The 21,087-nt window shown below is 41.6% G+C and carries 25 protein-coding genes, 1 tRNA gene and 1 pseudogene; 13 read left to right on the top strand and 14 right to left on the bottom strand.

The genetic code is table 11. The features are described from left to right. Positions 1 to 102 precede the first annotated feature (102 nt). Together BLU33_RS23960 and BLU33_RS23955 are read left to right on the top strand one after the other, a co-directional pair. Positions 103 to 609 carry a helix-turn-helix transcriptional regulator gene (locus BLU33_RS23960; protein ID WP_091379485.1) on the top strand — a complete coding sequence of 169 codons (507 nt, stop codon included), beginning with the start codon at positions 103 to 105 and terminating at the stop codon, positions 607 to 609. Position 610: 1 nt separating this feature from the next. Beyond that, positions 611 to 1,255, top strand: coding sequence for a nucleotidyl transferase AbiEii/AbiGii toxin family protein (locus BLU33_RS23955; RefSeq protein WP_091379483.1), 645 nt, complete (start codon positions 611 to 613; stop codon positions 1,253 to 1,255). 69 nt (positions 1,256 to 1,324) lie between these two features. On the opposite strand, the gene BLU33_RS23950 is transcribed toward BLU33_RS23955, so the two are convergent. From BLU33_RS23950 to BLU33_RS23925, 6 genes are all read right to left on the bottom strand, one after another. Next, positions 1,325 to 2,704, bottom strand: coding sequence for a phage integrase SAM-like domain-containing protein (locus BLU33_RS23950; protein ID WP_157682354.1), 1,380 nt, complete (start codon positions 2,702 to 2,704; stop codon positions 1,325 to 1,327). Positions 2,705 to 2,882: 178 nt separating this feature from the next. Beyond that, positions 2,883 to 2,957 (bottom strand) — tRNA-Val (locus BLU33_RS23945). 116 nt (positions 2,958 to 3,073) lie between these two features. Further along, entirely contained in the window at positions 3,074 to 3,385 is a 312-nt protein-coding gene (locus BLU33_RS23940; RefSeq protein ID WP_091379477.1) for a hypothetical protein, read from the bottom strand. Positions 3,386 to 3,513: 128 nt separating this feature from the next. After that, the gene (locus BLU33_RS23935; RefSeq protein ID WP_091379474.1) at positions 3,514 to 4,017 is read right to left on the bottom strand and encodes a shikimate kinase; all 504 of its coding nucleotides are present in this window, start codon (positions 4,015 to 4,017) and stop codon (positions 3,514 to 3,516) included. 1 nt (position 4,018) lies between these two features. Continuing rightward, positions 4,019 to 5,203, bottom strand: coding sequence for a BT_3928 family protein (locus BLU33_RS23930; protein WP_091379472.1), 1,185 nt, complete (start codon positions 5,201 to 5,203; stop codon positions 4,019 to 4,021). 24 nt (positions 5,204 to 5,227) lie between these two features. After that, positions 5,228 to 5,767, bottom strand: a complete 540-nt coding sequence (locus BLU33_RS23925; protein WP_091379468.1) for a DUF1599 domain-containing protein — start codon at positions 5,765 to 5,767, stop codon at positions 5,228 to 5,230. Between the two features lie 97 nt (positions 5,768 to 5,864). On the opposite strand from BLU33_RS23925, the gene folP reads away from it, so the two are divergent. Beyond that, positions 5,865 to 6,716, top strand: a complete 852-nt coding sequence (folP, locus tag BLU33_RS23920; RefSeq protein WP_091379465.1) for a dihydropteroate synthase — start codon at positions 5,865 to 5,867, stop codon at positions 6,714 to 6,716. A 250-nt stretch (positions 6,717 to 6,966) separates the two neighbouring features. Beyond that, positions 6,967 to 7,581 carry a hypothetical protein gene (locus BLU33_RS23915; protein WP_157682350.1) on the top strand — a complete coding sequence of 205 codons (615 nt, stop codon included), beginning with the start codon at positions 6,967 to 6,969 and terminating at the stop codon, positions 7,579 to 7,581. A gap of 2 nt (positions 7,582 to 7,583) precedes the next feature. Here BLU33_RS23915 and BLU33_RS23910 read toward each other — a convergent pair whose 3' ends face one another. Next, complete coding sequence (locus BLU33_RS23910) at positions 7,584 to 9,329, bottom strand: PAS domain-containing protein (protein ID WP_091379460.1); 1,746 nt, start codon at positions 9,327 to 9,329, stop codon at positions 7,584 to 7,586. A gap of 54 nt (positions 9,330 to 9,383) precedes the next feature. Beyond that, positions 9,384 to 9,914, bottom strand: coding sequence for a 5' nucleotidase, NT5C type (locus BLU33_RS23905; protein ID WP_232009349.1), 531 nt, complete (start codon positions 9,912 to 9,914; stop codon positions 9,384 to 9,386). 159 nt (positions 9,915 to 10,073) lie between these two features. On the opposite strand from BLU33_RS23905, the gene BLU33_RS23900 reads away from it, so the two are divergent. Next, the gene (locus BLU33_RS23900) at positions 10,074 to 10,610 is read left to right on the top strand and encodes a 30S ribosomal protein S16 (RefSeq protein WP_091379457.1); all 537 of its coding nucleotides are present in this window, start codon (positions 10,074 to 10,076) and stop codon (positions 10,608 to 10,610) included. Positions 10,611 to 10,783: 173 nt separating this feature from the next. After that, positions 10,784 to 11,308: a ribosome maturation factor RimM gene (gene rimM, locus BLU33_RS23895; RefSeq protein ID WP_091379453.1), complete on the top strand. Its 525-nt coding sequence runs from the start codon at positions 10,784 to 10,786 to the stop codon at positions 11,306 to 11,308. 119 nt (positions 11,309 to 11,427) lie between these two features. Here rimM and BLU33_RS23890 read toward each other — a convergent pair whose 3' ends face one another. Beyond that, positions 11,428 to 12,171, bottom strand: coding sequence for a hypothetical protein (locus BLU33_RS23890; protein WP_157682348.1), 744 nt, complete (start codon positions 12,169 to 12,171; stop codon positions 11,428 to 11,430). A gap of 498 nt (positions 12,172 to 12,669) precedes the next feature. Between BLU33_RS23890 and BLU33_RS23885 the strand changes: the two genes are divergently transcribed. The 5 genes from BLU33_RS23885 to rplS all read left to right on the top strand — a co-directional run bounded on the left by BLU33_RS23885 (position 12,670) and on the right by rplS (position 14,993). Then, the gene (locus BLU33_RS23885; protein WP_091379447.1) at positions 12,670 to 13,101 is read left to right on the top strand and encodes a hypothetical protein; all 432 of its coding nucleotides are present in this window, start codon (positions 12,670 to 12,672) and stop codon (positions 13,099 to 13,101) included. Beyond that, a complete protein-coding gene (locus BLU33_RS23880) occupies positions 13,098 to 13,298 on the top strand; it encodes a helix-turn-helix transcriptional regulator (RefSeq protein WP_091379444.1) in 201 nt (66 codons plus the stop codon). The genes BLU33_RS23885 and BLU33_RS23880 overlap by 4 nt, the downstream gene beginning before the upstream one ends. A 28-nt stretch (positions 13,299 to 13,326) precedes the next feature. Further along, positions 13,327 to 13,737: a VOC family protein gene (locus BLU33_RS23875; protein ID WP_091380953.1), complete on the top strand. Its 411-nt coding sequence runs from the start codon at positions 13,327 to 13,329 to the stop codon at positions 13,735 to 13,737. 60 nt (positions 13,738 to 13,797) lie between these two features. Further along, positions 13,798 to 14,475 carry a tRNA (guanosine(37)-N1)-methyltransferase TrmD gene (trmD, locus tag BLU33_RS23870; RefSeq protein WP_091379441.1) on the top strand — a complete coding sequence of 226 codons (678 nt, stop codon included), beginning with the start codon at positions 13,798 to 13,800 and terminating at the stop codon, positions 14,473 to 14,475. Positions 14,476 to 14,645: 170 nt separating this feature from the next. Further along, positions 14,646 to 14,993: a 50S ribosomal protein L19 gene (rplS, locus tag BLU33_RS23865; RefSeq protein ID WP_091379438.1), complete on the top strand. Its 348-nt coding sequence runs from the start codon at positions 14,646 to 14,648 to the stop codon at positions 14,991 to 14,993. 500 nt (positions 14,994 to 15,493) lie between these two features. Here rplS and BLU33_RS23860 read toward each other — a convergent pair. The 4 genes and pseudogenes from BLU33_RS23860 to BLU33_RS23845 form a co-directional block, all read right to left on the bottom strand. Next, positions 15,494 to 16,147, bottom strand: a pseudogene (locus BLU33_RS23860) (phosphatidylserine decarboxylase family protein); the annotation flags it as partial. A gap of 57 nt (positions 16,148 to 16,204) precedes the next feature. Next, positions 16,205 to 17,047, bottom strand: coding sequence for a phosphatidate cytidylyltransferase (locus BLU33_RS23855; protein ID WP_091379432.1), 843 nt, complete (start codon positions 17,045 to 17,047; stop codon positions 16,205 to 16,207). Next, a complete protein-coding gene (locus BLU33_RS23850; RefSeq protein WP_091379429.1) occupies positions 17,044 to 17,256 on the bottom strand; it encodes a putative signal transducing protein in 213 nt (70 codons plus the stop codon). The genes BLU33_RS23855 and BLU33_RS23850 overlap by 4 nt, the downstream gene beginning before the upstream one ends. Further along, positions 17,256 to 18,188, bottom strand: a complete 933-nt coding sequence (locus BLU33_RS23845) for a CPBP family intramembrane glutamic endopeptidase (RefSeq protein ID WP_091379426.1) — start codon at positions 18,186 to 18,188, stop codon at positions 17,256 to 17,258. Before BLU33_RS23845 ends, BLU33_RS23850 begins: the two co-directional genes overlap by 1 nt. A 38-nt stretch (positions 18,189 to 18,226) precedes the next feature. Between BLU33_RS23845 and dusB the strand changes: the two genes are divergently transcribed. Beyond that, a complete protein-coding gene (gene dusB, locus BLU33_RS23840) occupies positions 18,227 to 19,219 on the top strand; it encodes a tRNA dihydrouridine synthase DusB (protein WP_091379423.1) in 993 nt (330 codons plus the stop codon). Positions 19,220 to 19,264: 45 nt separating this feature from the next. Beyond that, entirely contained in the window at positions 19,265 to 19,651 is a 387-nt protein-coding gene (apaG, locus tag BLU33_RS23835; protein ID WP_091379419.1) for a Co2+/Mg2+ efflux protein ApaG, read from the top strand. 180 nt (positions 19,652 to 19,831) lie between these two features. Here apaG and BLU33_RS23830 read toward each other — a convergent pair whose 3' ends face one another. Beyond that, complete coding sequence (locus tag BLU33_RS23830) at positions 19,832 to 20,986, bottom strand: acyltransferase family protein (protein WP_091379416.1); 1,155 nt, start codon at positions 20,984 to 20,986, stop codon at positions 19,832 to 19,834. Between the last annotated feature and the right edge of the window lie 101 nt (positions 20,987 to 21,087).

The raw sequence follows: 21,087 nt of genomic DNA, 5'->3' as shown, positions 1-21,087 counted from the left end.
ACTTTTGGCTGTCAATTAAGTCCAAAAATTATTAAAAATAAGAAATTGAGAATATAATTTGTGCAACATAACAATATAAACAAATTTGCTTATATTTGCAATATGGAAACTGCACTTGAAAAATACAAAGGAATTCATCCAGGAATTATTCTTGAACGGGAGCTTAAGAAGAGAAATCTGAAAAAAGGCCCTTTCGCACTTTCATTACATGAGTATCCTCAGACTTTAAATGGCATAACAAAGGGTCAGCGCGGATTGACGACGGCGCTTTCTTTAAAGATTGATAAAGCTTTAGGTCTAGAAGAAGGAACTATGTTGTTGCTTCAAACATATTATGAAATTAAGAAAGAACAACAAAAAGGTAACTCAGGAGAATTGCCTGATCTTTCTATTATCCGGAAAACGTTATTTTGGGATACAGATATCACTAAGATCGATTGGGAAAATCAGTATAAGGCAGTTATTCAACGAATATTTGAACGGGGAAACAACGATGAAAAAAAAGAACTTCTCAGGTTCTACGGAAAAGACAAAATTAAAGAAGTTACTGGCAGTACCCGAATCGCAAATAATAAAATGCTGGTAATGGGACACCTCAAAGCAAAATAATATGCTCTATTGGAATACTGTTAGTAGCCTGCTAAAAACCTCCCTGATGACCTTAATGGGCGCGGAGGAGCTTATAGACTTTCGACTCGTAGGCGGTACGGCATTAAGTCTGTATCTGGGACACCGGTTATCGGTAGATATAGATTTATTTACAGATGCGAATTACGGTTCTATCGATTTTGATGCCATTGAAAAATTTCTTAGAAAGAACTTTGGGCATGTAGACGGCGAATTTGGCGGCAACCCAGGTATGGGAAAATCCTATCTTATAGGAACCGATGCCAATAACGTTATTAAACTGGATTTATACTATTCTATGGACCCCTTTTTTCAAGATGCAATAGAAGAAGATGGGGTACGTATGGCAACTGTTGAAGAAATAATTGCCATGAAGATAGATGTGGTGCAAAGAGGTGGCAGAAAAAAAGATTTTTGGGATTTACACGTGCTGCTTAATCAACATACCATTACTGATATGATCAATCTTCATAAGCAACGTTTTGAATGGACACATGATGAACCTTTAATTCGAAATAACTTTACGGAGTTTGCTGAAGCCGATCTCGACTTAGATCCCATTTGCTTAAAAAATAAGGAGTGGGTATTTATCAAAGAAGATATAGAAGCCGCAGTTGCTAATAGATAATTTAATATTTTCTTCGTTGAAATTTAAAACAGGCCTAACTTGGCCTGTTTTAAATTTGTAATGATTATGTTAATGCCCCACAAGTTTCATAGCCTTCCTTTGTTGCTCTGGATTGGCAATGGTTGATTTTTTTGATATATCTTTTGGTGGCTTACTCGGCACCTCGTTTGCTTCACTTGGGGGTGGTGCTTCACTATTTATTACGAATGCAATTACCGCCTCCTGAACTTCATCAACTATAGTCCAATCCTTCTCCAGGTAAATATCTGTGGTACGTCGGCCATGATCGACGTGATTTAGCGCAAGGGCCACGTCATCTTTGGATTTCCGGCATTTGTTGCGCGCAAGATTGCCGAATGTGTGTCGGCCCCAGTAAAAGGAAAGATCAGGAACACCAATAGATTCACCTATGGTTTTCAGACCTTTATTCAGAGCCTTGTTTAAATTTCCTATCTCGCAATATTCTAAACGCAACCGATTATTATATTTTTTAATTAATGATATAGCCGGTTCAGGAACTTTTAAGCTGATAAACGCGCGGTCTTTACGTTTTTCTTTGGTTTTGGATCGCTCATATTCCAACCTGCCATTGCTAATTTTAAAGTCGCAATTGTAAAGATCGACGGCATTCATACCACACATATAGAAAGATAGCAGGAAAAGGTCATAAGCAACACGAATACGACCAGATTCCGGTGCTTCGAATTTAATAAATGCGCGGAGTTGCTCCGCAGTTAGATTACGTTTGCGTGTTTCACTCAGTTCGGGCAGCTGATATTCACTGAATGGGCTAAATTGAATTGGCACAATACCGAGCGATGGTCGATTATAGTATTTACGGGCAGCATTAAACAATGTGCGTAGATCGTGCATATAATTATGCACGCCTGCATCACTTGAGCCCTTGGACATAATGGTGACCTGTTTTTTGAACTGATTCAAACGGGTGATCTTACGCGGCGACCGCAGAAAGCGCTCAAATGACAAAAGGAAATGCGGCGTAATTTCTTCGGCTAAGAGACGAACCCCACCTAGGAAATCAATTAGCGAGTAATAAACCGTCCGGAAACCGGTTGCTGTTTTCCCTCGGCCCTCAGCTACTAAATTGTCGATATGCAGTAAACAAAATTCAAGAAAATCAACGCGTTGAGAGCGTTTTTCCAGAAACACTTTAATGTCTTCAACGGTCATATAATCGACCTTAACGCCGAGCCGTGAGACTGCTTCACGGTAATCGTCAAGTGTGTTGTAGAGGTCTTTTAGGATGATTGTGTCCTTCACCTCGTAATCTTTGGAGAGCTTTCTCTCCGTCACATAATGGGTGGTATCAATGTAGGCTCTCTTTCTTTCCTGAGTAATAGAGATCTTTACATTGTAAGTTCCATCCTTCTTTTTGTGGTGTTTAAATACTTTAATGCTAAAAGTAGCCATAACGTTTTCATTAGCCATGGAATTGTTGTAACACATTTGTAACACAAAACCGTGAAGTTCGACAAAAATTGTTGCTAAACTGAGTTATGGATGTCTTGCCTCTGATGAGAATTCTTAGATGCAAAAACCGTGTTTTTGCTATCGTAGAGGCCATTTTTAAGTAAAAAAGGCCTTGCAATTGCAAGACCTTTCTATGTGGGAGTTACTGGGTTCGAACCAGTGACCCTCTGCTTGTAAGGCAGATGCTCTGAACCAGCTGAGCTAAACTCCCTTGTTTTGGGACTGCAAATATAGGAGCATTCGCTTATTGTTCAAAAAATATTTTAACTTTTTTATATCGGTTTGATTTTAAGCCAATTAAAATTGACTACCACCTATAAAACATACTTACATTGCTATATTTTGGCCTGGGCGGGGGTCGTCGGGGAGTATTTCCATTTCAGGGCAATCCATATAATCGGCATACCATTGTATGGCGCCTACTACATCAAGCGCGTCTTCAGCTACTATGTTAATGGTTTCAAAAGCATATAATTTACTATGGGCATAGCCATACAGCTGTATCTCGTTTTCATGCGGACTGAATCTTTCCTCACTCAAACAAAATACTCTGATCTTTAAAGCGGTATCCCTTGAGTGAATAACATCCCTGCAAGCATTTTTTGGGTCGGTGGCTAGTAAATAAACGTTGTGGTCCATAAAGAGTGCAACAATGTAATTGACCGATAGTTTTTTTAGATGGAGGAAATATGTTACTCTAACAGCCCGTCATGCCGAACTTGTTTCGGCACCTCACAGGAAAAAGCGGCTTGCATAGTGTAGACCATTCAGGAGTTCACCAATTCTTCCAAATATTCCGGGCTCATGTGCAGGCCATCGGCTATAAGGGCGGCTTTGAGGTAAAAATCTTCGCGCTCGGCCAGTTTATCGGTTATAAAGGCGATGAGCTCTTCGCCATGTTTATCACGCAATAGGGGGCGCTTGGCTTTGCCGTTCTCCAGCCTGTCGGCAAGGGTTTTGGGCGATAGCTTGATATAAACTGTTTTGCCATTCGCGTTCATCCAATCCATATGATCGAAAAAGCAGGGCAGGCCACCGCCTGTGGATACTACCGCGTTTTCAGGATATTTGGTTTGTTTTAATACGGCTGATTCCAACTCACGGAATGATGCTTCGCCAAAACTTGAAAAATATTCAGCTATGCTCATGCCCGCCTGTTCCTCAAGCACATGGTCAAGGTCAATAAACTCATAACCCAGTTTAGCGGCAAGCTTGCGGCTCCAGGTGGTTTTACCGCAGCCCATAAATCCTACAAAAAATATCAGGCCCATCTTATTGTTTCTGCAAATATTGTTTTACCAGGTCATCATACTTTGGCAGGGAATGATAATGCCATTTGTTGATGATAACCCCATTCTTTAATAATAACACTCCCGGGTTGGCGCGCACCATTTCCTTAAGCGGCACTTCATCAACATAAAATATTTCGCTTACCAGCTTATGCTCTTTAGCGAAAGCCTCAGCAACGCCCGCAGGGCTCGAAGTGAGCAATACCGTACGTATATTGTAGTTATGGATAAGATCCAGAGCCATAGCGTTAATGCGGTTTATGGCATCGGCGTTGCTATCGTTTAAATCCCAGGCTACTATCACAAGGCTGTAAAACGGATTGCTCAGCAGCTCATTGGTATAATCGTTACGCTGTCCGTCGTTAATAGTGAGGTCCTGAATTTTCGGCGTATAGCCTTTCTTTATCAAACGTGATTCCGGCTGACCCACTATTTGCCAGTTATTATCCTTCCAGATATTACTTTTGATATACTCCTTATCGGTCATTGTTTTGGTAGCATGGCTAGCCTTGTTTTGCAGGTGATAGGTCTGCTCAAACTCATCAGGCTGTGCACCGGGCGGGGTTTTCATCTCGTCAGGGATACTGGCGCCAATTTTATAAGGCAGAAAATCAAGCACCGGTAAAAAGTTGTAGGTATATAAGCCCACACCAATTGACAGTATTACAGCCATTATTAAAAGGCCATCACTTGTTTTAGGTGAAAACAACGGGTTTATTTTTGCACGATGTTTAAATAATAGCAGTATCAACAGTAATAGAACAAGATCCTTGCTGAACGATTGCCATGGGGTAAGCACAATAGCATCGCCAAAGCAACCACAGGTTTGTACCACTTTAAAGTATGCCGAGTAAAAGGTCAGGAACGCGAAAAAGATGATGATCAGCAACAAGCCCCAGGCCACCTGCTTGCCGCGCACGCCAATAAGCAGCGCAAAGCCCAGTATCATCTCCATGGCGCATAAAAACACGGCCATAGTAAGCGCAAGGCCATCTAAAAAGGTAATATGGAACACCTCAAAATATTCCTGCAATTTATAGGAAAAGCCCAGCGGATCATTAGCCTTTATCAGCCCTGAAAAAATAAAAAGCAGGCCAACCAGCAACCGTGGTATCCACACCCATGCGGGGGCTGCGGTATTTTTTTTTGTCGATCTTCTTTTTGCCATATCAATCAGCCTTACCAGGCGCGATTAGGGGTTCAATTTTATTAACGCAAAAACAGCATAGTTCAGCATATCCTGGTAGTTAGCTTTTATACCTTCTGATGCCAGTGTTAGCCCTTTGTTATCTTCAATTTGTTTTACGCGTAATATCTTCATTAAAATAAGATCAGTTAATGAGCTGATGCGCATGTCGCGCCAGGCCTCGCCATAATCATGGTTTTTGGCCAGCATCAGGTCCTTTGTTTCCTTTACTTTTTCATCATACAAAACGCTTACCTCATCAGCCGGCAGCTCAACCGGTGTTTCGGGGCCACATTCCAGCTGCAGCATAGCCATAACGCAATAATTCACAATACCGATGTATTCGCTGGTAATATCTTCATCCACTTTCGATACCTTTTTTTCCTCCAGTGTGCGGATGCGCTGCGCTTTGATAAATATCTGGTCGGTTATTGATGCCGGGCGCAATATGCGCCAGGCTGTACCATAGTCGTGGGTCTTTTTTATAAAAAGCCCTCTACAAGTGTTAATTACTGCGTCGTATTCGGTTGATGTATTACTCACTATTAAATGTTATGGGTTGTGTTGTTGCCGGCTTTCCTTTTTCTAAAGATATAAAGTAAATTACACCCGTAAAATTTTTCAACCATCAACAAAAATTTCAGTGGCTAAAGATACATTTTTTCATAAAAAGGCAACCCTGAATGCGGGCAGTAAACTCATAGATTTAACTATGCCAAAAGTTATGGGCATAATTAACCTTACCCCCGATTCTTTTTATGCCGATAGCCGCAAGCAAGATACCAGTTCGGCCCTACAGCAAGCCGAAAAAATGCTGACTGACGGTGCCGCCTTTTTAGATATCGGCGCTTACTCCTCACGACCGGGCGCTGAAGATATTTCTATCCAGGAGGAAATGGACCGGCTGTTACCCGTGGTTGAGGAAATTGTTAAGGCATTCCCTAATGCTGTTTTATCGATTGATACCTTTCGCGCGCAGGTAGCTGAGGCAACTATAAAGGCCGGGGCGCATATCATCAATGACATTGGCGGCGGCGGGCTGGATGCCGATATGTTTGCCACTGTGGCACGCTTGCAAGTACCTTATATTTTAATGCACATGAAAGGCACGCCACAAAACATGAACCAACTGGCGCAGTACGAAGATGTATTTAATGAGGTGTTTGACTATTTTACCAATAAATATTACCAGCTGAAACAACTCGGCGTAAAAGACGTGATCCTCGATCCCGGCTTTGGTTTTGCTAAAAAAACAGAACATAGTTATACGCTGATGAACCGCTTGCAGGATTTTAATGTACTACAATTACCCGTACTGGTGGGTATATCGCGCAAAAATATGATCTACAAAACCCTTGGCATTACCGCTGTCGAGGCTTTAAATGGCACCACTACTTTAAATACCATAGCACTCACCAAAGGTGCGAATATTTTGCGGGTGCATGATGTGAAGGAAGCGGTGGAGGCAGTTAAGATTTGGGAGATGTGCAGGTAGTTGTTGGTGCGATTTTAAAAGCGAGGGCAATGTGCGATTCCTTCCTTGGGGAAGGGGAGGTAGGGGTTTATCCAGTATTTATTTGGCGCAGAAACCCCTCCCTGCCTACGCTCAGTCATCCGCACCCCTCCCGTAGGGAGGGAATTACCAGAATAAATGAGAGACGACTAAACCTTCTATAATTATTATACTCCAATTTTCATAATTGACCTTCATAACTGAGTATATCATCAGCCTAAAACCTATAAAAATGATACGCAAACTTTTAATCCTGCTGGCAGTAATAGTTAGTGCCGCTTATGCCTGCGGCGCACAGGGCAGGTACAAAATAAACCTTAACGCTTCAAACACTAAAGCAGTTGTTAGCTCGGTAGATATAGTGGTGAACAACACTAACATTTGTGTTAGCATGCGCGGCAAAATAATTGTCGACCCTAATAATAACGCTAACGGGCAGGGTGATATAGCCATTACCTATTACGACCAATTTGATGGCCCTGATAATAAAGGCAAGCTAAAATCTATCGGTGATGTAGCCATTACTTATTATGACCGATATGATGGTTTTGACAACATTGGCAAACTAAAATCCATAGGCAAATTGGCATTTACATATTACGACAGGTTTGATGGTCCCGATAACCATGGCAAACTAAAATCTATCGGCAATACCCAAATAACTTACTATGATAAGTACGACGGTTTTGATAATATTGGCAAATTGAAAACCGTAGGCAATACCACTATCACTTATTACGACAGGTTTGACACCTCTGAAGCTATGGGCACAATAAAGCAGATCAGCGGAAATACACCTAACCTTAATATCCGCCGTTTGCAGGAATTTAATGCGGATAACGATTAATTCTAAGGCAGATTGGAGGTGAACGAGCTATCAACAATTAAACGGATAACGTCGTCAATTTCGCAGCCTACGGTTAGCAGGTGTTCAATGATCTCCTTGTTCTCAGGATTATAAAAATCCTCCTTATCAATAATATTGATCAACCCCAGCATGGTTGCTACCGGCTTACGCAGATCATGCGAACTGATGGAGGCAATATTTTGCAGCCGCTTATTTTGATCGGAGATGGCTTTGTTAATTTTTATACGCTCGGTTATATTACGTGCAAAGCAGCCTACCCCGGTAATTTTCCCCTCGGAGTTATATATCGGGTTAAAACTTACTTCAGAAAATATAGTTTCGTTGGTTTCAGGATCAATAGTTTCATCAATGGCCACATACCTGGTACCGTTAAAAGCAGGCTTGTATAAATCATCCCACTTTTTAAAGACTTTTTCATCAAAGTCGCCTTTTAGGTAAATACTATCGCCTTTTACCGGTATGGTGCCGGTTGCTTTAAAATACGCATCCCTAAACGCCTGGTTCATATACAGGTACCTGTTATCCCGGTTTATCGACCATATCAGGTCTTCCGTATTATTGATCAGCGCTTCAAGGTTGTTTTTTGTCCAGATGATCTCTTTTTGGGCATTATTACGTTCTGTTACATCCTGCCCAACCCCCTGTGCTCCGGTAACCTGCCCATCTTCATCCGTAATAGCAATAAACTCCCACTCCGTATCGTGTATATCACCTTTTTTTCCTACTTTTTTAGGTGACAGTTTGATAACTTCGCCGGGGTGGGTTATGCAATCGACAAAAGCGTTCCTGCATAGCTCTTCTTCTTCGGGTACAGATGTTGTAGTAAAGTGGGCACCTATGATCTCATCACCGGTGTATCCAAATGTTGTCAGAAATTGCTTATTTACAAACGTGTGATTGCCGTTAATATCAATTCGCATCAGGAAATTGGTTTGCGAATCTATCAGCGAATTCAAAAACTGTTCGCGCAGTTTCACGTCTTCCCGTGAGCGTATTTTTTCGGTGACGTTCACTGCCACCACTATACGGCAATCACGATTTTTATAACGGATGCCGTCGCCATTTATATCAGCAAAAATTATGCTGCCATCTCTGGCCATATGCTTCCAAACCCCCGATTGGTTAAACCCGGATTTTGTTTGTGTTATCTCCTTCTCATCTAAAAAATTATCCAGCTTTTCACGTTCCGATCCGGGGCGAATGTCCTGTATGGTCATGGTCAGGAATTCCTCTTCGGTATATCTGTAGGTTTTTATCGCGGCAGTATTAACCTTTAATATACGAAGCGTGCTCAATTCGTATATCCACATTGGGTTGGGGTTGTTATCAAACAGTATACTGTAACCATCTATGGCATGCTCCTGGTTATACTTTTCTTCCTCTTCGCGTTGGATATCCTTCACTACGCTGAGTAAGATCAGGTGGCCCGTTTGCTCATCAATAAACAGGCTCCGGTTTTCCGTTACCCACCTTTTGCCCGCTTTGGTTATAATACGATAACAGAGATTAACCGTATCACCATCATTTAAACGATCGGTTGCAGTTTGTACCTGTTCTTTATCACGCGGATCAACAAGTCGTTGCCATAAGCCGATATCCTGCTTAAAATCAGCAATAGTATAGCCCGTAAGGCAATCTATACCTGTGCTAATAAATGTATATTTCGCCTCATCCCGGTCATAGGCTAAAGCACAATCATTTAAAGCTGCAAGTATATGGTTGAGCATATGGTAGTTAAAGCTTAGTTAAGCTATAAAGTTAGTTAATTATGTAATCAATAATTACAATAATTTATCGGCAACCTGCTGCCAGTTATCAACACGCTCATAATCGTTTATGAGCAAATTATGCGGCGATGAATACAATAACTTACGCCCGTCGAAATCAGCAAAATTGCGGATGCGGTCGTCAATAAATATATCGACATTAACAATCTTCAAGCCACAGAACATGATGTGTGTCCATGATATAAAAGGGAAATGCTCGTGCAGCCAGTCCAGCTTATCAGTCAATGAATTCCTGAACTCCATGGCTGCCGACACAACGAATACCTCATATTTTTCATTAAGTTCCTTTATCACACGCTGGCTATCGGGCATTACCGGTATATCCCTGAAAAAACCAGGCTCATTAACATATTTACGGTTGGTGCCTATTAATTCCTCTGGCAACATCAGGGCAAACTCCTTGCCGTGCATATTTTCAAGTAAAACTTCAAGGTTATGCTCGCGTTTGTATAGTGTGATGAATTTATCAATGGTATCGGCCATTACCTCGTCCATATCAATGGCTATGCGTTGTTTCTTATTCATACTTTAATATTAGTATAAATTTTCAAAAAACACGGCGAATTTTATTCATCTATAAATATTTAGTTATAAGCATTTTAATATATTATTTTTTTGTTTACCTTTGCATCCCCGCTGAAAGAAACTCCGGGGACAATGTTGAACACATAAAAATATTAAGAAATGGCAACTAAGATCAGACTACAAAGACACGGTAAAAAAGGAAAACCTTTTTACTACATCGTAGTGGCAGACGCACGCGCACCTCGCGACGGTCGTTTTATTGAGCGTTTAGGTTCATACAACCCAAACACTAACCCAGCTACTATCGACATCAATTTCGACAAAACTTTAGATTGGGTTAACGATGGTGCACAACCAACCGATACCTGTCGTGCTATATTAGCTTACAAAGGCGTATTGTACAAAAAACACCTACAAGGCGGCCTTAAAAAAGGTGCTTTAACTGCTGAGCAGGTTGAAACAAAATTCCAGGAATGGCTTGATCAGAAAGAAGGAAAGATCACTGGCAAGAAAACTGGTTTAGTATCAGCAAAAGACGAAGCCCGTAAAACTGCTTTAGCTGCTGAAGCTAAAAAGAAAGAAGAAAGAGCTGCTGCTATTGCCGCTAAAAATGCTCCTGTTGCTGAAGTAGTAGAAGAAACTCCTGCTGACGAAGAAACTGAAGCACCAGCTGCTGAAGCAGAAAGCGCAGAATAATTTCTATAAGAATTTAACAACATACGTGGGCGAAGTAATCTGATAAGGATTCTTCGCCTTTGTTTTTTATACCCCATTTAACCCCCACCCAGCCTCCCCCTAAGCTTAGGGGGAGGTGTCGACCAAAGGGAGACGGAGGGGTAGGGTAAAAGCGATATTTAAAAAGATATTTTATGAAGATCGAAGATTGTTTCAGGATAGGCAGCATATTAAAAACCCGCGGGCTTAAAGGCGAGCTGCAATTATATGTTGATTTTGATAACCTGGCTGATATTGATATCACCGCGATATTTATTGATGTGGCCGGCAAGCTGATCCCTTATTTTGTTGAATCGATAAAATATCCGATGAAGAATACCGCTTACCTGTACCTGGAGGATATTGATACCATTGAAAAAGCTACCCCGCTTGCAAAAAAGGATGTTTACCTTAACAACAAACAAAAACCCAAAAAGAAAAAAAGCGAGTTTACCCTAAAGGACCTGAAAGGCTTTACCGCCATTGACGAAAACGAAGGCGAGCTGGGCATCATAACCGAAATAAACGAATACCCGCAGCAACTGATAGCCAACGTAACTTACAAAGGCTGCGAAGTGCTGTTTCCATTAAATGAAGATATTATTAAAGGCATTGATGTTGTGAAAAGTATTGTGTTTATTGATCTGCCGGATGGATTGTTGGAGATTTATTTGGATTAGGGGGAAAGAAGCAAGAGTTAAGAGTCAGGAATCAGGATTTTAGCTATATCCCAATTTAATAAATGGAAATATTGATACCTGTTGTGTTGGCAACGGTATTTATACCAAGCGATTTTACCTCATCGGCAATTAAGGTCATTATAATACCAATGGATGCCTTTGTTACTAAACATGGCTACACTTATAGGCAATCCCACGGTTTTTGGTTCTGCTTTTGTTCTTAAATAAACCATGTAATAAACATATTCAACCGGTGAATTTATCTTAAAAAGCGGATTGGAATCCAAAGGAGCAGATTGCCCCTGGGTAAAAATAGGTATTGTATGCGGTCTACTACCGAATTGATCTTGGAAAGAAGAGTCTTTATTCATGCCCTTGTCAGTTATTAATATCGAATCTATTAGCTTATTATTTCTGTAATAAATTGAGTAAAAAGTGAATCTTAACTTATTTTTTTCCATGTCGCAAATCAAGGTCGTTAAAACAGGAATTGTGTCATTTATATTTTGAGGAGATGTTTTTTTTACGTTTTCTATTACCTTAGATAGTCCGTTAATTAATCGCTTCCTTGTTTTTGCTATTAAAGAATTAAAATCCGCGTTTTCATCGATAGATTTACCCACGATTGAATAAGCATCGTAATCTTTTCCATAGGAATAAATTCCCGCCATGCAAAAAACAAAACCCTTATATGATTTAATTTTGCATCCAAGAAAATAGGAGCCATCTTCGTGGGCTATTTTTGAATCAGCTGCAATCCAAATAGTATTGTCTTGAATAAAACATGCAACAGATGTCCCATGTGCTATTTGGCCCATGGAACACATAGGGCTCAACAATAATAATAGTATTATTATTTTCATGTGGTTTGGGTTTAGTTAATAAACCTACAAACAATAAATCACAAAGAGTAATTTTTGCCTACCTCCTACTCCAGCGTAAAATATAAAATTTTAAGCTAAAAAATCAAATACCCTTTGTCCCAACTGATATGTAGCTACCGATTTAGATTGCTTATCTTTTAAAGGACGGGGGCTACAGACACCCCCGTTTATTCCCAACATTTGTTTACATTCGTTTTCACTTAAACCTTAAAACAATGGACGGCGCAACACTCGGCTTACTTATTATGTATTTAGTTTTCGCAGGAATAGGGATATTGGTATCCGCACTAATTATGAGAGCTATATTTAGTATTCCTACAATAGTTAAATTACTCACTCAAATTGAGATAAATACACGGAATAAACAGCAATAATGTACAACATTCTTTACATAATGTAAAGTTTACTTACATTTGTCCCAACTGGTATATAGTTACCAGTCTATTTGACATTTGGTAAATCAAACTTTACAAAATCATGAAATCACGCTTTTTATTTCCGTTTTGGTGCCGGTATTTGGGCTGGTGCTTGTTTGTAGCGCATGTACCTGTGGTACTGTTCAGGAAACATCTTGGTTTTTATGCGCATAATCCGGGAGAGGGTTTGCTGAGCAGCGAGCACCTGTTCTTTATGGCCACTACGCTGCTGATGGCTATTGGCTTGTTTTTGGTTGCTTTTGCAAAAGAAAGGATAGAAGATGAGCAGATCTCCCAACTGCGGCTGGATTCATTACAATGGGCCATCTATGTCAACTACGTACTGCTTATCGTCAGCTTAATTTTAACTAGTGATACCCAGCATATCCTGTTCCTTAATTTACTGGTACCGCTGGTATTCTTTATAGTGCGCTTTCAGTGGAAGATCTTCCAGAACAACCGTTTACTTAAAAGGGATGGGGACCTGCGATGAAAAATAACATCCGCGTTGAGCGCGCCATAAAAAACATCACCCAGGCCGAGCTTGCCGAGCTGATCGGTGTATCGCGACAAACCATAAATACTATCGAAAGTAACCGCTATGTACCCTCGACTGTACTGGCATTAAAAATTGCCCGGGTATTTGGAAAACCTGTGGAAGAAGTATTTATGCTGGATGACGAAGATTAAACTATTTTTGAATATTAATAAGCCAGATATGGAAACTAAAACAGCTTTTGCTCCTATGTTAACCATTCGTAATGGTGTAACCGATATTGATTTCTACAAAAATGGCCTTGGAGCCGTTGAACATATGCGGCTTAACAATGATGATGGCAGCATACATGTAGCAGAATTAATGATAGATGACGCGATGTTCCACCTGCATGAAATTTACCCTCACTCTAATGCGTTTGATCCGCAGGCACATGCCGGTGTGATCACCCTGGGGCTAATGACTGCCGATGTGCATGGACTATTCGATAAAGCTATCGCCGCAGGTGCCACTGTTATCTCCCCCGTTGAAGATTATGAGTACGGCTACCGCCAGGGCACACTGCAAGATCCCTTTGGGCACCAGTGGATATTACAATGCCGGATACCAGCCTCGCCCGACTGGAAGGGATAGCGTTTTTAGCTTTCAGCTTTAGTCTTTCACCTTTCTGCTTAAACAAACTATCTTTGCGCCATGCGTTTTGATATCATTTCCGTTTTGCCTGGTTTGCTGGATAGTCCGTTTGCACATTCTATTTTACAGCGTGCGCAAAAAAAGGGCATTGCCGAAATTGTTGTACATAACCTGCGCGACTATGCCACCAACAAGCAAAAAAGCGTTGATGATTACCCTTACGGTGGTGGCAGCGGCATGGTAATGACTATTGAACCTTTCGCCGCCATTATTGAAAAGTTAAAAGCCGAGCGCGATTATGACGAGATCATCTTCATGTCGCCCGATGGGGAAACCTTGAACCAGCAGATCGCCAATCAACTATCTATAAAAGGCAATATCATTATACTGTGCGGGCATTATAAGGGCATCGATCAGCGCATCAGGGACATATTTGTTACGCGGGAAATCTCCATTGGTGATTATGTACTCTCGGGCGGAGAACTACCCGCGGCTGTTTTGGTTGATGCGGTGGTAAGGCTGATACCCGGCGTATTATCTGATGAAACTTCGGCATTGTCTGATTCCTTTCAGGATGGCTTGCTTGACGCCCCCGTTTATACCCGCCCGGCGGAATGGAACGGCCACCGTGTGCCCGATATATTATTAAGTGGCAATACCCCCGAAATTGAAAAATGGCGCTTTGAGCAGGCCGTAGAGCGTACAAGGTTGAGAAGGCCCGATTTGTTGGATGAGTAGTTGATTGAGTGAGTGGTTGATTAGGTTATTTTTCAATAACTATTCACTTAATCCAACCTAATCAACCATTCAACAAAAAAAATCAAATCGCACTTTTTATTTCCAAAAAAACTCCGTATAATTGCAATCCGATTTTTACGGGTTAAAAATCGCTTTTAGAGCTTAAAATCATGGATTTAGTAAAATTTGTAGAAGAGCAAACAGTAACAGTTAATCAATTTCCGTCGTTCAAAGCCGGTGATACTGTAAGCGTACATTATAAAATTAGAGAAGGAAATAAAGAACGTATCCAAATTTACCAAGGTGTAGTTATACAACGTAACAGCGCTGGCGTATCTGAAACTTTTACTGTTCGTAAAATTTCAAACGGTATCGGCGTTGAGCGTATCTTCCCTATCAACTCACCAAACATTGATAAAGTAGAAGTTAACAGCCACGGTAAAGTACGTCGTGCTAAACTTTACTACCTGCGCGCGCTTACTGGTAAGGCAGCTCGTATCAAATCAAAAAGAGTTTAACCCCCTAGCCCCCTAAAGGGGGAACAATATAGCATTCGCCTTCCCGGGTCATTCCGGGGAGGTTTTTTTTGTTGATTACGATTTTTCATTAATCCTCCCGTAGAGACGCAAAATATTGCGTCTCCCATTAGACAGGCTCATCACATGTACACAGAGACACAAAATATTGTGTCTCTACAATTAAAAGCCATTAGGTCATCCTTCTTTTCGCGCAGCGAAGAGAAGGATGACAAGCGCAGTCCCCATAGCTATGGGGGATCAGGGTGAGTCAAATTCGCCACCAAACAAAAAAATCCCTGCCGTTAAGGGCAAGGATTAATATTATTGGAAAGCAATGCTGCTAATTAAGATATCTTTTTGCCCGATGCCTTAGCAGGCGCTTTAGCCTTTGCAACCTTAACAGGTTTTTCCGGCAGCTCAACATCTGCAACAACCTCTTTAGGTTCAGCTGTAGTTACCTTAGTTTCAGCTTTTATAACCTTAGCACCTTCGGGCGGGGTTAATTCAGCCAATACTGTTCTGCCGCCTTTTACCACATCATTTATGTTTACTTTAACTTTGGTGCCCAGCGGTAAAAATATATCCACCCTCGATCCAAACTTAATAAAGCCGAACTGCTCGCCTTGCTGCACCTCATCACCTTCTTTTACATACCAGCAAATACGGCGGGCTAAAGCGCCAGCAATTTGCCTGAACAATACCTGAGTACCTGCACTGTTTTCAGTAACAACCGTGGTACGCTCATTTTCTGTTGATGATTTTGGGTGCCATGCCACCAGGTATTTCCCCGGGTGATATTTAAAATATTTGATAACACCACTAATAGGGTTGCGGTTAACGTGCACATTAATGGGCGACATAAATACAGAGATCTGTATACGCCTGTCTTTTAAAAATTCCGGCTCTTCTGTTTCTTCAATTACTACCACCTTGCCATCGGCAGGGCAAAGTACCTGTGCTTCATCCTGGGTAATAGTTAGCTTGGGGCTGCGGAAAAACTGTAGAATGATGAGGAACAACAAAGCCGATAATATGTATATAAACCACTTAAGCGCATGCGCCTGTGGTAAATAAAACTGTATTACCGCGTTCAACACAAATATGAACAATACGGTTATGGCTAGCGAGGTATATCCTTCTTTATGGATGGTCATGTTAAATCTTCTTTTTGTTTGTATCGATATATAACGCACAATAATTGTGCAAAACTACTAATTTGTAATGAAGTACAGGTAAGCATAAACAACAGGAACGGCTAAAAATAATCCGTCGAACCTATCGAGCAAGCCACCGTGCCCCGGCAGTATGCCGCCGCTGTCCTTAACGTTAATACTGCGCTTAAACATGGATTCCACCAGGTCGCCCATGGTGCCGAAGGTGCCTATTATAACCGCCATACCTGCCCACTGCGTCCAGGTAAGATCAGCATAAAAATGACTGATAATTAAACCTACACCTGCGCTTATCAATACACCACCAATAAAGCCCTCCCAGGTCTTTTTAGGCGAATGGCGCTCGAACAGCTTGTGTTTACCAAAACCCATACCTGTAAGATAAGCACCGGTATCATTGGCCCACAGCATCAGTAAAAATGCCATAGGGAAATGAAAGTTAAAACCCTCAAACCTGCCTGCATAAGCCAGCGCGTGGAAGAAGGTAAACGGCAAAACCGTAAAAATAATGCCGAGAAACGTGTAGGCAATGTTATTAAACGGCGCATCCAGTTTGCGGAACAGCTCCCATATAAATATGCCGCCAAATAGTACCGGGGTTAAAAACATCAGCTTGTACACACATCTGCCTTGCGATAATGCTGGCAATGCAAAAGCATCCTTATAAGTAAATAAAGCAAAGGCAATGTATAATAAAGCGCCGCATAACAGGCCCATTGGCAGGTTTGGTTTTGCTGTGCCCTGTTTTATCAAGCCATAAAATTCATACAGGCAAAACAGACTTAAAACCAGGTAAAATGCACCGAATACATAATGCCCCAACAGCACCGATGCCAGCATCACAATAATAAAAAAGAAGCCCGTAATGGCGCGTGTTTTCATAGATCTATTTGATTGAGGATAAGCAGTTCAATGGCATGGTTAAAATCCTCATTATGTACATAAACTTCAACGTTCCCGAAATTACGATAAGATGAATCCTGTTTATTAAGCAATACCGCTTCAATAGCATGCTGTATAAGCATTTGCTTTACAATCTCCGACTGATAAAAATTTGTTGATTTGTAAATTTTAACCCAGTTTTTTTCCATTATGCCTGCACCGGCTTTTTCTTTAGTGCAATGTCCCGGTAAACCCAAAACAAAAATAAAACAATTATAAAGCTAATTATATACCCTGCTGAATTAAATACATGCTGGTCGTCAGGACTGATGCTGATTTCTTTATGCTGATACAGGTAGGTTATTACCACAGCGGTGCCATTATTTATAAAGTGCCCCCAAACTGATGTCCATATACTACCGCTCCAGGCCACAAAATAGCCGAACAATACACCCAGCATCATCCTCGGCAAAAAACCAAAAAACTCCATATGAAAAGCGCTGAACAATATGGCGGTTACCCAAATAGCCACGTGCACATTTTTCGTCCATTTTTCAATGATAGTTTGAATGCATCCCCTGAACAAAAACTCCTCAACTACAGCCGTAAACAAGCCTATGAACAGCAGATCGAATATCATTTGCCAGATGGTATTCATTTGCAGCATGGCATTGGTTAGTTTTTCGGCATTATCCTCACTCTCGCGCATCCATTGTAAAAAATGTGGTAGCACCATTTTCGCGTTTATATTCGATAAAAACTCAATCAATGGTGATGAAATAAACATAATGGCAAAAACCAATAACATCAATACCCATGAAAATTTAAAGTTCGACCGGATGTATTGCTGTGGCTTTGGTGTAACTACATAAGCAAAAAACAGAGCGGCAGCTAAAATAGGCAGCGTTGTGCTGGTTAACTGCAATATCCATAATGCAGGGATAGCATGGGGCACTGCAAGGTTTGATTCGGTTATAGCGGTAAAGGTACTATAGCCATATAAACCGGTTATAATGCCCAGGCCAATGGCAGTACCAATAAGCAAAGCCACCAAAAGCGTAGCCAAAATCAATAAAAACTGCAATGCCGGATGTAGTTCACTACTGCTGTTATCCAGGTCTTTATATGGAATATTTATCATCCGGGTTAAAATTTGTATTTTTGCAACGAATATAAGGCATGAGCGTACAAATTGGAAATATTGATTTAGGTGAATTCCCGCTATTGCTGGCGCCGATGGAAGATGTGAGCGATCCTCCCTTCCGTTATGTGTGCAAGCAAAACGGTGCGGATATGATGTATACGGAGTTTATCTCGAGCGAGGGATTGATCCGTGACGCAGCAAAAAGTCGCCAAAAACTGGATATTTTTGAATATGAACGCCCTATAGGAATCCAGATTTTCGGCAGCGATATCGACCATATGCGCGAAGCTACCGAGATAGCCTCATTAGCCGGCCCTGATCTGATGGATATCAACTACGGCTGCCCGGTTAAACAGGTGGCTTGCCGTGGGGCAGGTGCCAGCTTGTTACAGGACATAGACAAGATGGTTGCCATGACCAAAGCTGTGGTTGAAGCCACGCATTTGCCTGTTACCGTTAAAACCCGTCTCGGCTGGGATGATAATACTAAAAATGTTTATGAAGTTGCCGAGCGTTTGCAGGATGTAGGCATAAAGGCTCTTACCATACATGGCCGCACCCGTGCGCAAATGTACAAGGGCGTTGCCGATTGGGCTCTGATACGTGATATTAAGAAGAACCCCCGCATTCAGATCCCAATTTTTGGCAATGGCGATATTGACTCACCTGAGAAGGCTGCCGACTGGCGCATGGAGTTTGGTGTAGACGGCATGATGATAGGCAGAGCCGCTATAGGGTATCCGTGGATCTTCAGGGAGATAAAGCATTACTTCAACACCGGCGAGCATTTAGATAAACCCACTATTGCCGAAAGGATTGATGCCTGCAGAACCCATTTAACGAAATCTGTTGAATGGAAGGGCGCTAAAACCGGTGTTTTTGAAATGCGTAGGCATTACTCCAATTACTTTAAAGGCATAGATCACTTTAAGGAATACCGCATGAAACTGGTTACAGCGGGCACACTGGATGAAGTGAACGAGATTTTATGGCAAATAAATGAAAATTATGCGCCCGAAATGGCATAATTTTGTTCCGGATAATTATATATTTGAGAAAACTAAAATATCCTCATGGTTACTACTATAACTGATGGTGTTAAAGTTTCAGTGGAAACGATCTATCAGCCGGAATACTCCAATCCAGCGAACGACCACTTTATGTTCGCTTATAAGGTAAAAATCGAGAATATGAGTGATTATGCTGTGCAGCTGTTAAGCCGCCACTGGTATATATTCGATTCCAACGGCGCCAAGCGCGAAGTGGAAGGCGAAGGCGTAGTAGGCCAGCAACCATTGATCGAACCCGGTCATTCCCATGAATATGTATCAGGCTGCAACCTCAAAACCGACATGGGCAGCATGAAAGGCGAATACCAGATGATACGCCTGATGGATAACTTTGTATTTGATGTAAGAATACCTGAGTTTTATCTCATCACTCCTTATAGGATGAATTAGTCCCTGCCTCCCTGATTTAATGAACCGTCATCCCGAACTTGTTTCGGGATCCCACAATACCAGCGGCTTGCAAGGTGTAAACTTTACAAGTGAGGTGCTGAAACAAGTTCAGCATGACTTCTCCGCACGTCATTGCAAGGTTCAAAACAATCCCCAACTATGCAGGTCAATATTCACCCTCTATATCACCTTATTTACCCCCGGTATCCTCACAATAACCGCCGCCAGTAAAAACGAGCCGATCACTGCGCCAGGCGCCACAATAGCCAGTTTTATCACCGGATCAACCATCCAAGTGCTCAGCAATAATGATAAGCCAATCAATATCAGCGGGTGAAAAATATACACCGCGAATGTATTGCGCGATAGTGTGGCTAAAAATTTAGATGGCTTGTTCCACTTATACATGCTGATACCGGTTAGGGCAACCATAATACAAACACCAATGATCTGCTCATAAAAGCTGTACAGAAACCCAAGCAGGGTCCAGCCGCCATTAAAATCCGTGCCGGGAGCATGTGTTACTTTTTGTATAATGCCCAATACCGGGAACAGGATCACCAGCATGCCAACAGCTATCCACATAAAGCGTTTTGCGAGTTTAAAGTCGAGCTTTTCGGCAAGATTACCGCGGCGGGCCAGTATGCCTATGGTAAACATGGCTATGTATTGCGTAAAATGCCCAAACTGAAAGCCAACAGGCTTCAGCACCCATCCCACAGGGAATATCAGCCTGACAAAAAACGTGATGAGCCCTAAACCTGCAGCAAATAGTAAAACAGGCCCAGCCTTTAGCTTGGTAATAGATCGGCTGCCTGTGAGCTTTAAGTTATATAAGGCGACAAATAGCAGCGTAAATAATAGCAGCGCTACAACAAACCACAGCACCCCAAATTGTATCCAGCCATCATAACCGCTCAAAAACTGCATAAAGGTTACCGGGTTATGATCGCCATAGTGGTATACCATAAAATTAAGTACGGGCGATAGGATAAGCGAATAAAATACCAGCGGTATACCTAGTCTTTTCAGCCTGTCCAATAAATAAACCTTAGTCCCTTTGCGTTTTAGCGATGGCTCCACAAAATAAGCTGATAACAGGAAGAACAGCCCCATAAAGAATGATTGGTTGGTTGATACAAACATAGTCATGGGCATTAACGCACCCTCGCTGGTAGTAGGCTGCCTGTAATACCACCCGCCCGGGCCACCATAGGTAATAAACGAATGGTGCAATATCACCAAAACAGTAAGCAGCACTTTTATATGATCCAGGTAATAGATCTTCTGCGATGGGATAATTGCAGGCTGGTCGGTTTGCAGGGCAGTTGACATGAGGCTATAAGTATTTAAAAATCAACACAATATTAAGCATCTGCAAATTAAAAAAACGAGCGTTGGTCGGTAAATATGTGCTGGTGGTCAAATATATACCA

Origin of the sequence: Mucilaginibacter mallensis (assembly GCF_900105165.1) — a bacterium.
In the GTDB taxonomy this organism is placed as follows: Bacteria; Bacteroidota; Bacteroidia; order Sphingobacteriales; family Sphingobacteriaceae; genus Mucilaginibacter; species Mucilaginibacter mallensis.
This window is presented reverse-complemented; position numbering and strand designations above follow the sequence as displayed.

Excerpts from the sequence above, each read along its gene's own strand:
- BLU33_RS23960 (WP_091379485.1), top strand. The coding sequence starts at position 103 with ATGGAAACTGCACTTGAAAAATACAAAGGAATTCATCCAGGAATTATT.
- BLU33_RS23955 (WP_091379483.1), top strand. The coding sequence starts at position 611 with ATGCTCTATTGGAATACTGTTAGTAGCCTGCTAAAAACCTCCCTGATG.
- BLU33_RS23950 (WP_157682354.1), bottom strand. The coding sequence starts at position 2,704 with ATGGCTAATGAAAACGTTATGGCTACTTTTAGCATTAAAGTATTTAAA.
- BLU33_RS23940 (WP_091379477.1), bottom strand. The coding sequence starts at position 3,385 with ATGGACCACAACGTTTATTTACTAGCCACCGACCCAAAAAATGCTTGC.
- BLU33_RS23935 (WP_091379474.1), bottom strand. The coding sequence starts at position 4,017 with ATGGGCCTGATATTTTTTGTAGGATTTATGGGCTGCGGTAAAACCACC.
- BLU33_RS23930 (WP_091379472.1), bottom strand. The coding sequence starts at position 5,203 with ATGGCAAAAAGAAGATCGACAAAAAAAAATACCGCAGCCCCCGCATGG.
- BLU33_RS23915 (WP_157682350.1), top strand. The coding sequence starts at position 6,967 with ATGATACGCAAACTTTTAATCCTGCTGGCAGTAATAGTTAGTGCCGCT.
- BLU33_RS23910 (WP_091379460.1), bottom strand. The coding sequence starts at position 9,329 with ATGCTCAACCATATACTTGCAGCTTTAAATGATTGTGCTTTAGCCTAT.
- BLU33_RS23905 (WP_232009349.1), bottom strand. The coding sequence starts at position 9,914 with ATGAATAAGAAACAACGCATAGCCATTGATATGGACGAGGTAATGGCC.
- BLU33_RS23900 (WP_091379457.1), top strand. The coding sequence starts at position 10,074 with ATGGCAACTAAGATCAGACTACAAAGACACGGTAAAAAAGGAAAACCT.
- rimM (WP_091379453.1), top strand. The coding sequence starts at position 10,784 with ATGAAGATCGAAGATTGTTTCAGGATAGGCAGCATATTAAAAACCCGC.
- BLU33_RS23890 (WP_157682348.1), bottom strand. The coding sequence starts at position 12,171 with ATGAAAATAATAATACTATTATTATTGTTGAGCCCTATGTGTTCCATG.
- BLU33_RS23885 (WP_091379447.1), top strand. The coding sequence starts at position 12,670 with ATGAAATCACGCTTTTTATTTCCGTTTTGGTGCCGGTATTTGGGCTGG.
- BLU33_RS23880 (WP_091379444.1), top strand. The coding sequence starts at position 13,098 with ATGAAAAATAACATCCGCGTTGAGCGCGCCATAAAAAACATCACCCAG.
- BLU33_RS23875 (WP_091380953.1), top strand. The coding sequence starts at position 13,327 with ATGGAAACTAAAACAGCTTTTGCTCCTATGTTAACCATTCGTAATGGT.
- trmD (WP_091379441.1), top strand. The coding sequence starts at position 13,798 with ATGCGTTTTGATATCATTTCCGTTTTGCCTGGTTTGCTGGATAGTCCG.
- rplS (WP_091379438.1), top strand. The coding sequence starts at position 14,646 with ATGGATTTAGTAAAATTTGTAGAAGAGCAAACAGTAACAGTTAATCAA.
- BLU33_RS23855 (WP_091379432.1), bottom strand. The coding sequence starts at position 17,047 with ATGAAAACACGCGCCATTACGGGCTTCTTTTTTATTATTGTGATGCTG.
- BLU33_RS23850 (WP_091379429.1), bottom strand. The coding sequence starts at position 17,256 with ATGGAAAAAAACTGGGTTAAAATTTACAAATCAACAAATTTTTATCAG.
- BLU33_RS23845 (WP_091379426.1), bottom strand. The coding sequence starts at position 18,188 with ATGATAAATATTCCATATAAAGACCTGGATAACAGCAGTAGTGAACTA.
- dusB (WP_091379423.1), top strand. The coding sequence starts at position 18,227 with ATGAGCGTACAAATTGGAAATATTGATTTAGGTGAATTCCCGCTATTG.
- apaG (WP_091379419.1), top strand. The coding sequence starts at position 19,265 with ATGGTTACTACTATAACTGATGGTGTTAAAGTTTCAGTGGAAACGATC.
- BLU33_RS23830 (WP_091379416.1), bottom strand. The coding sequence starts at position 20,986 with ATGTCAACTGCCCTGCAAACCGACCAGCCTGCAATTATCCCATCGCAG.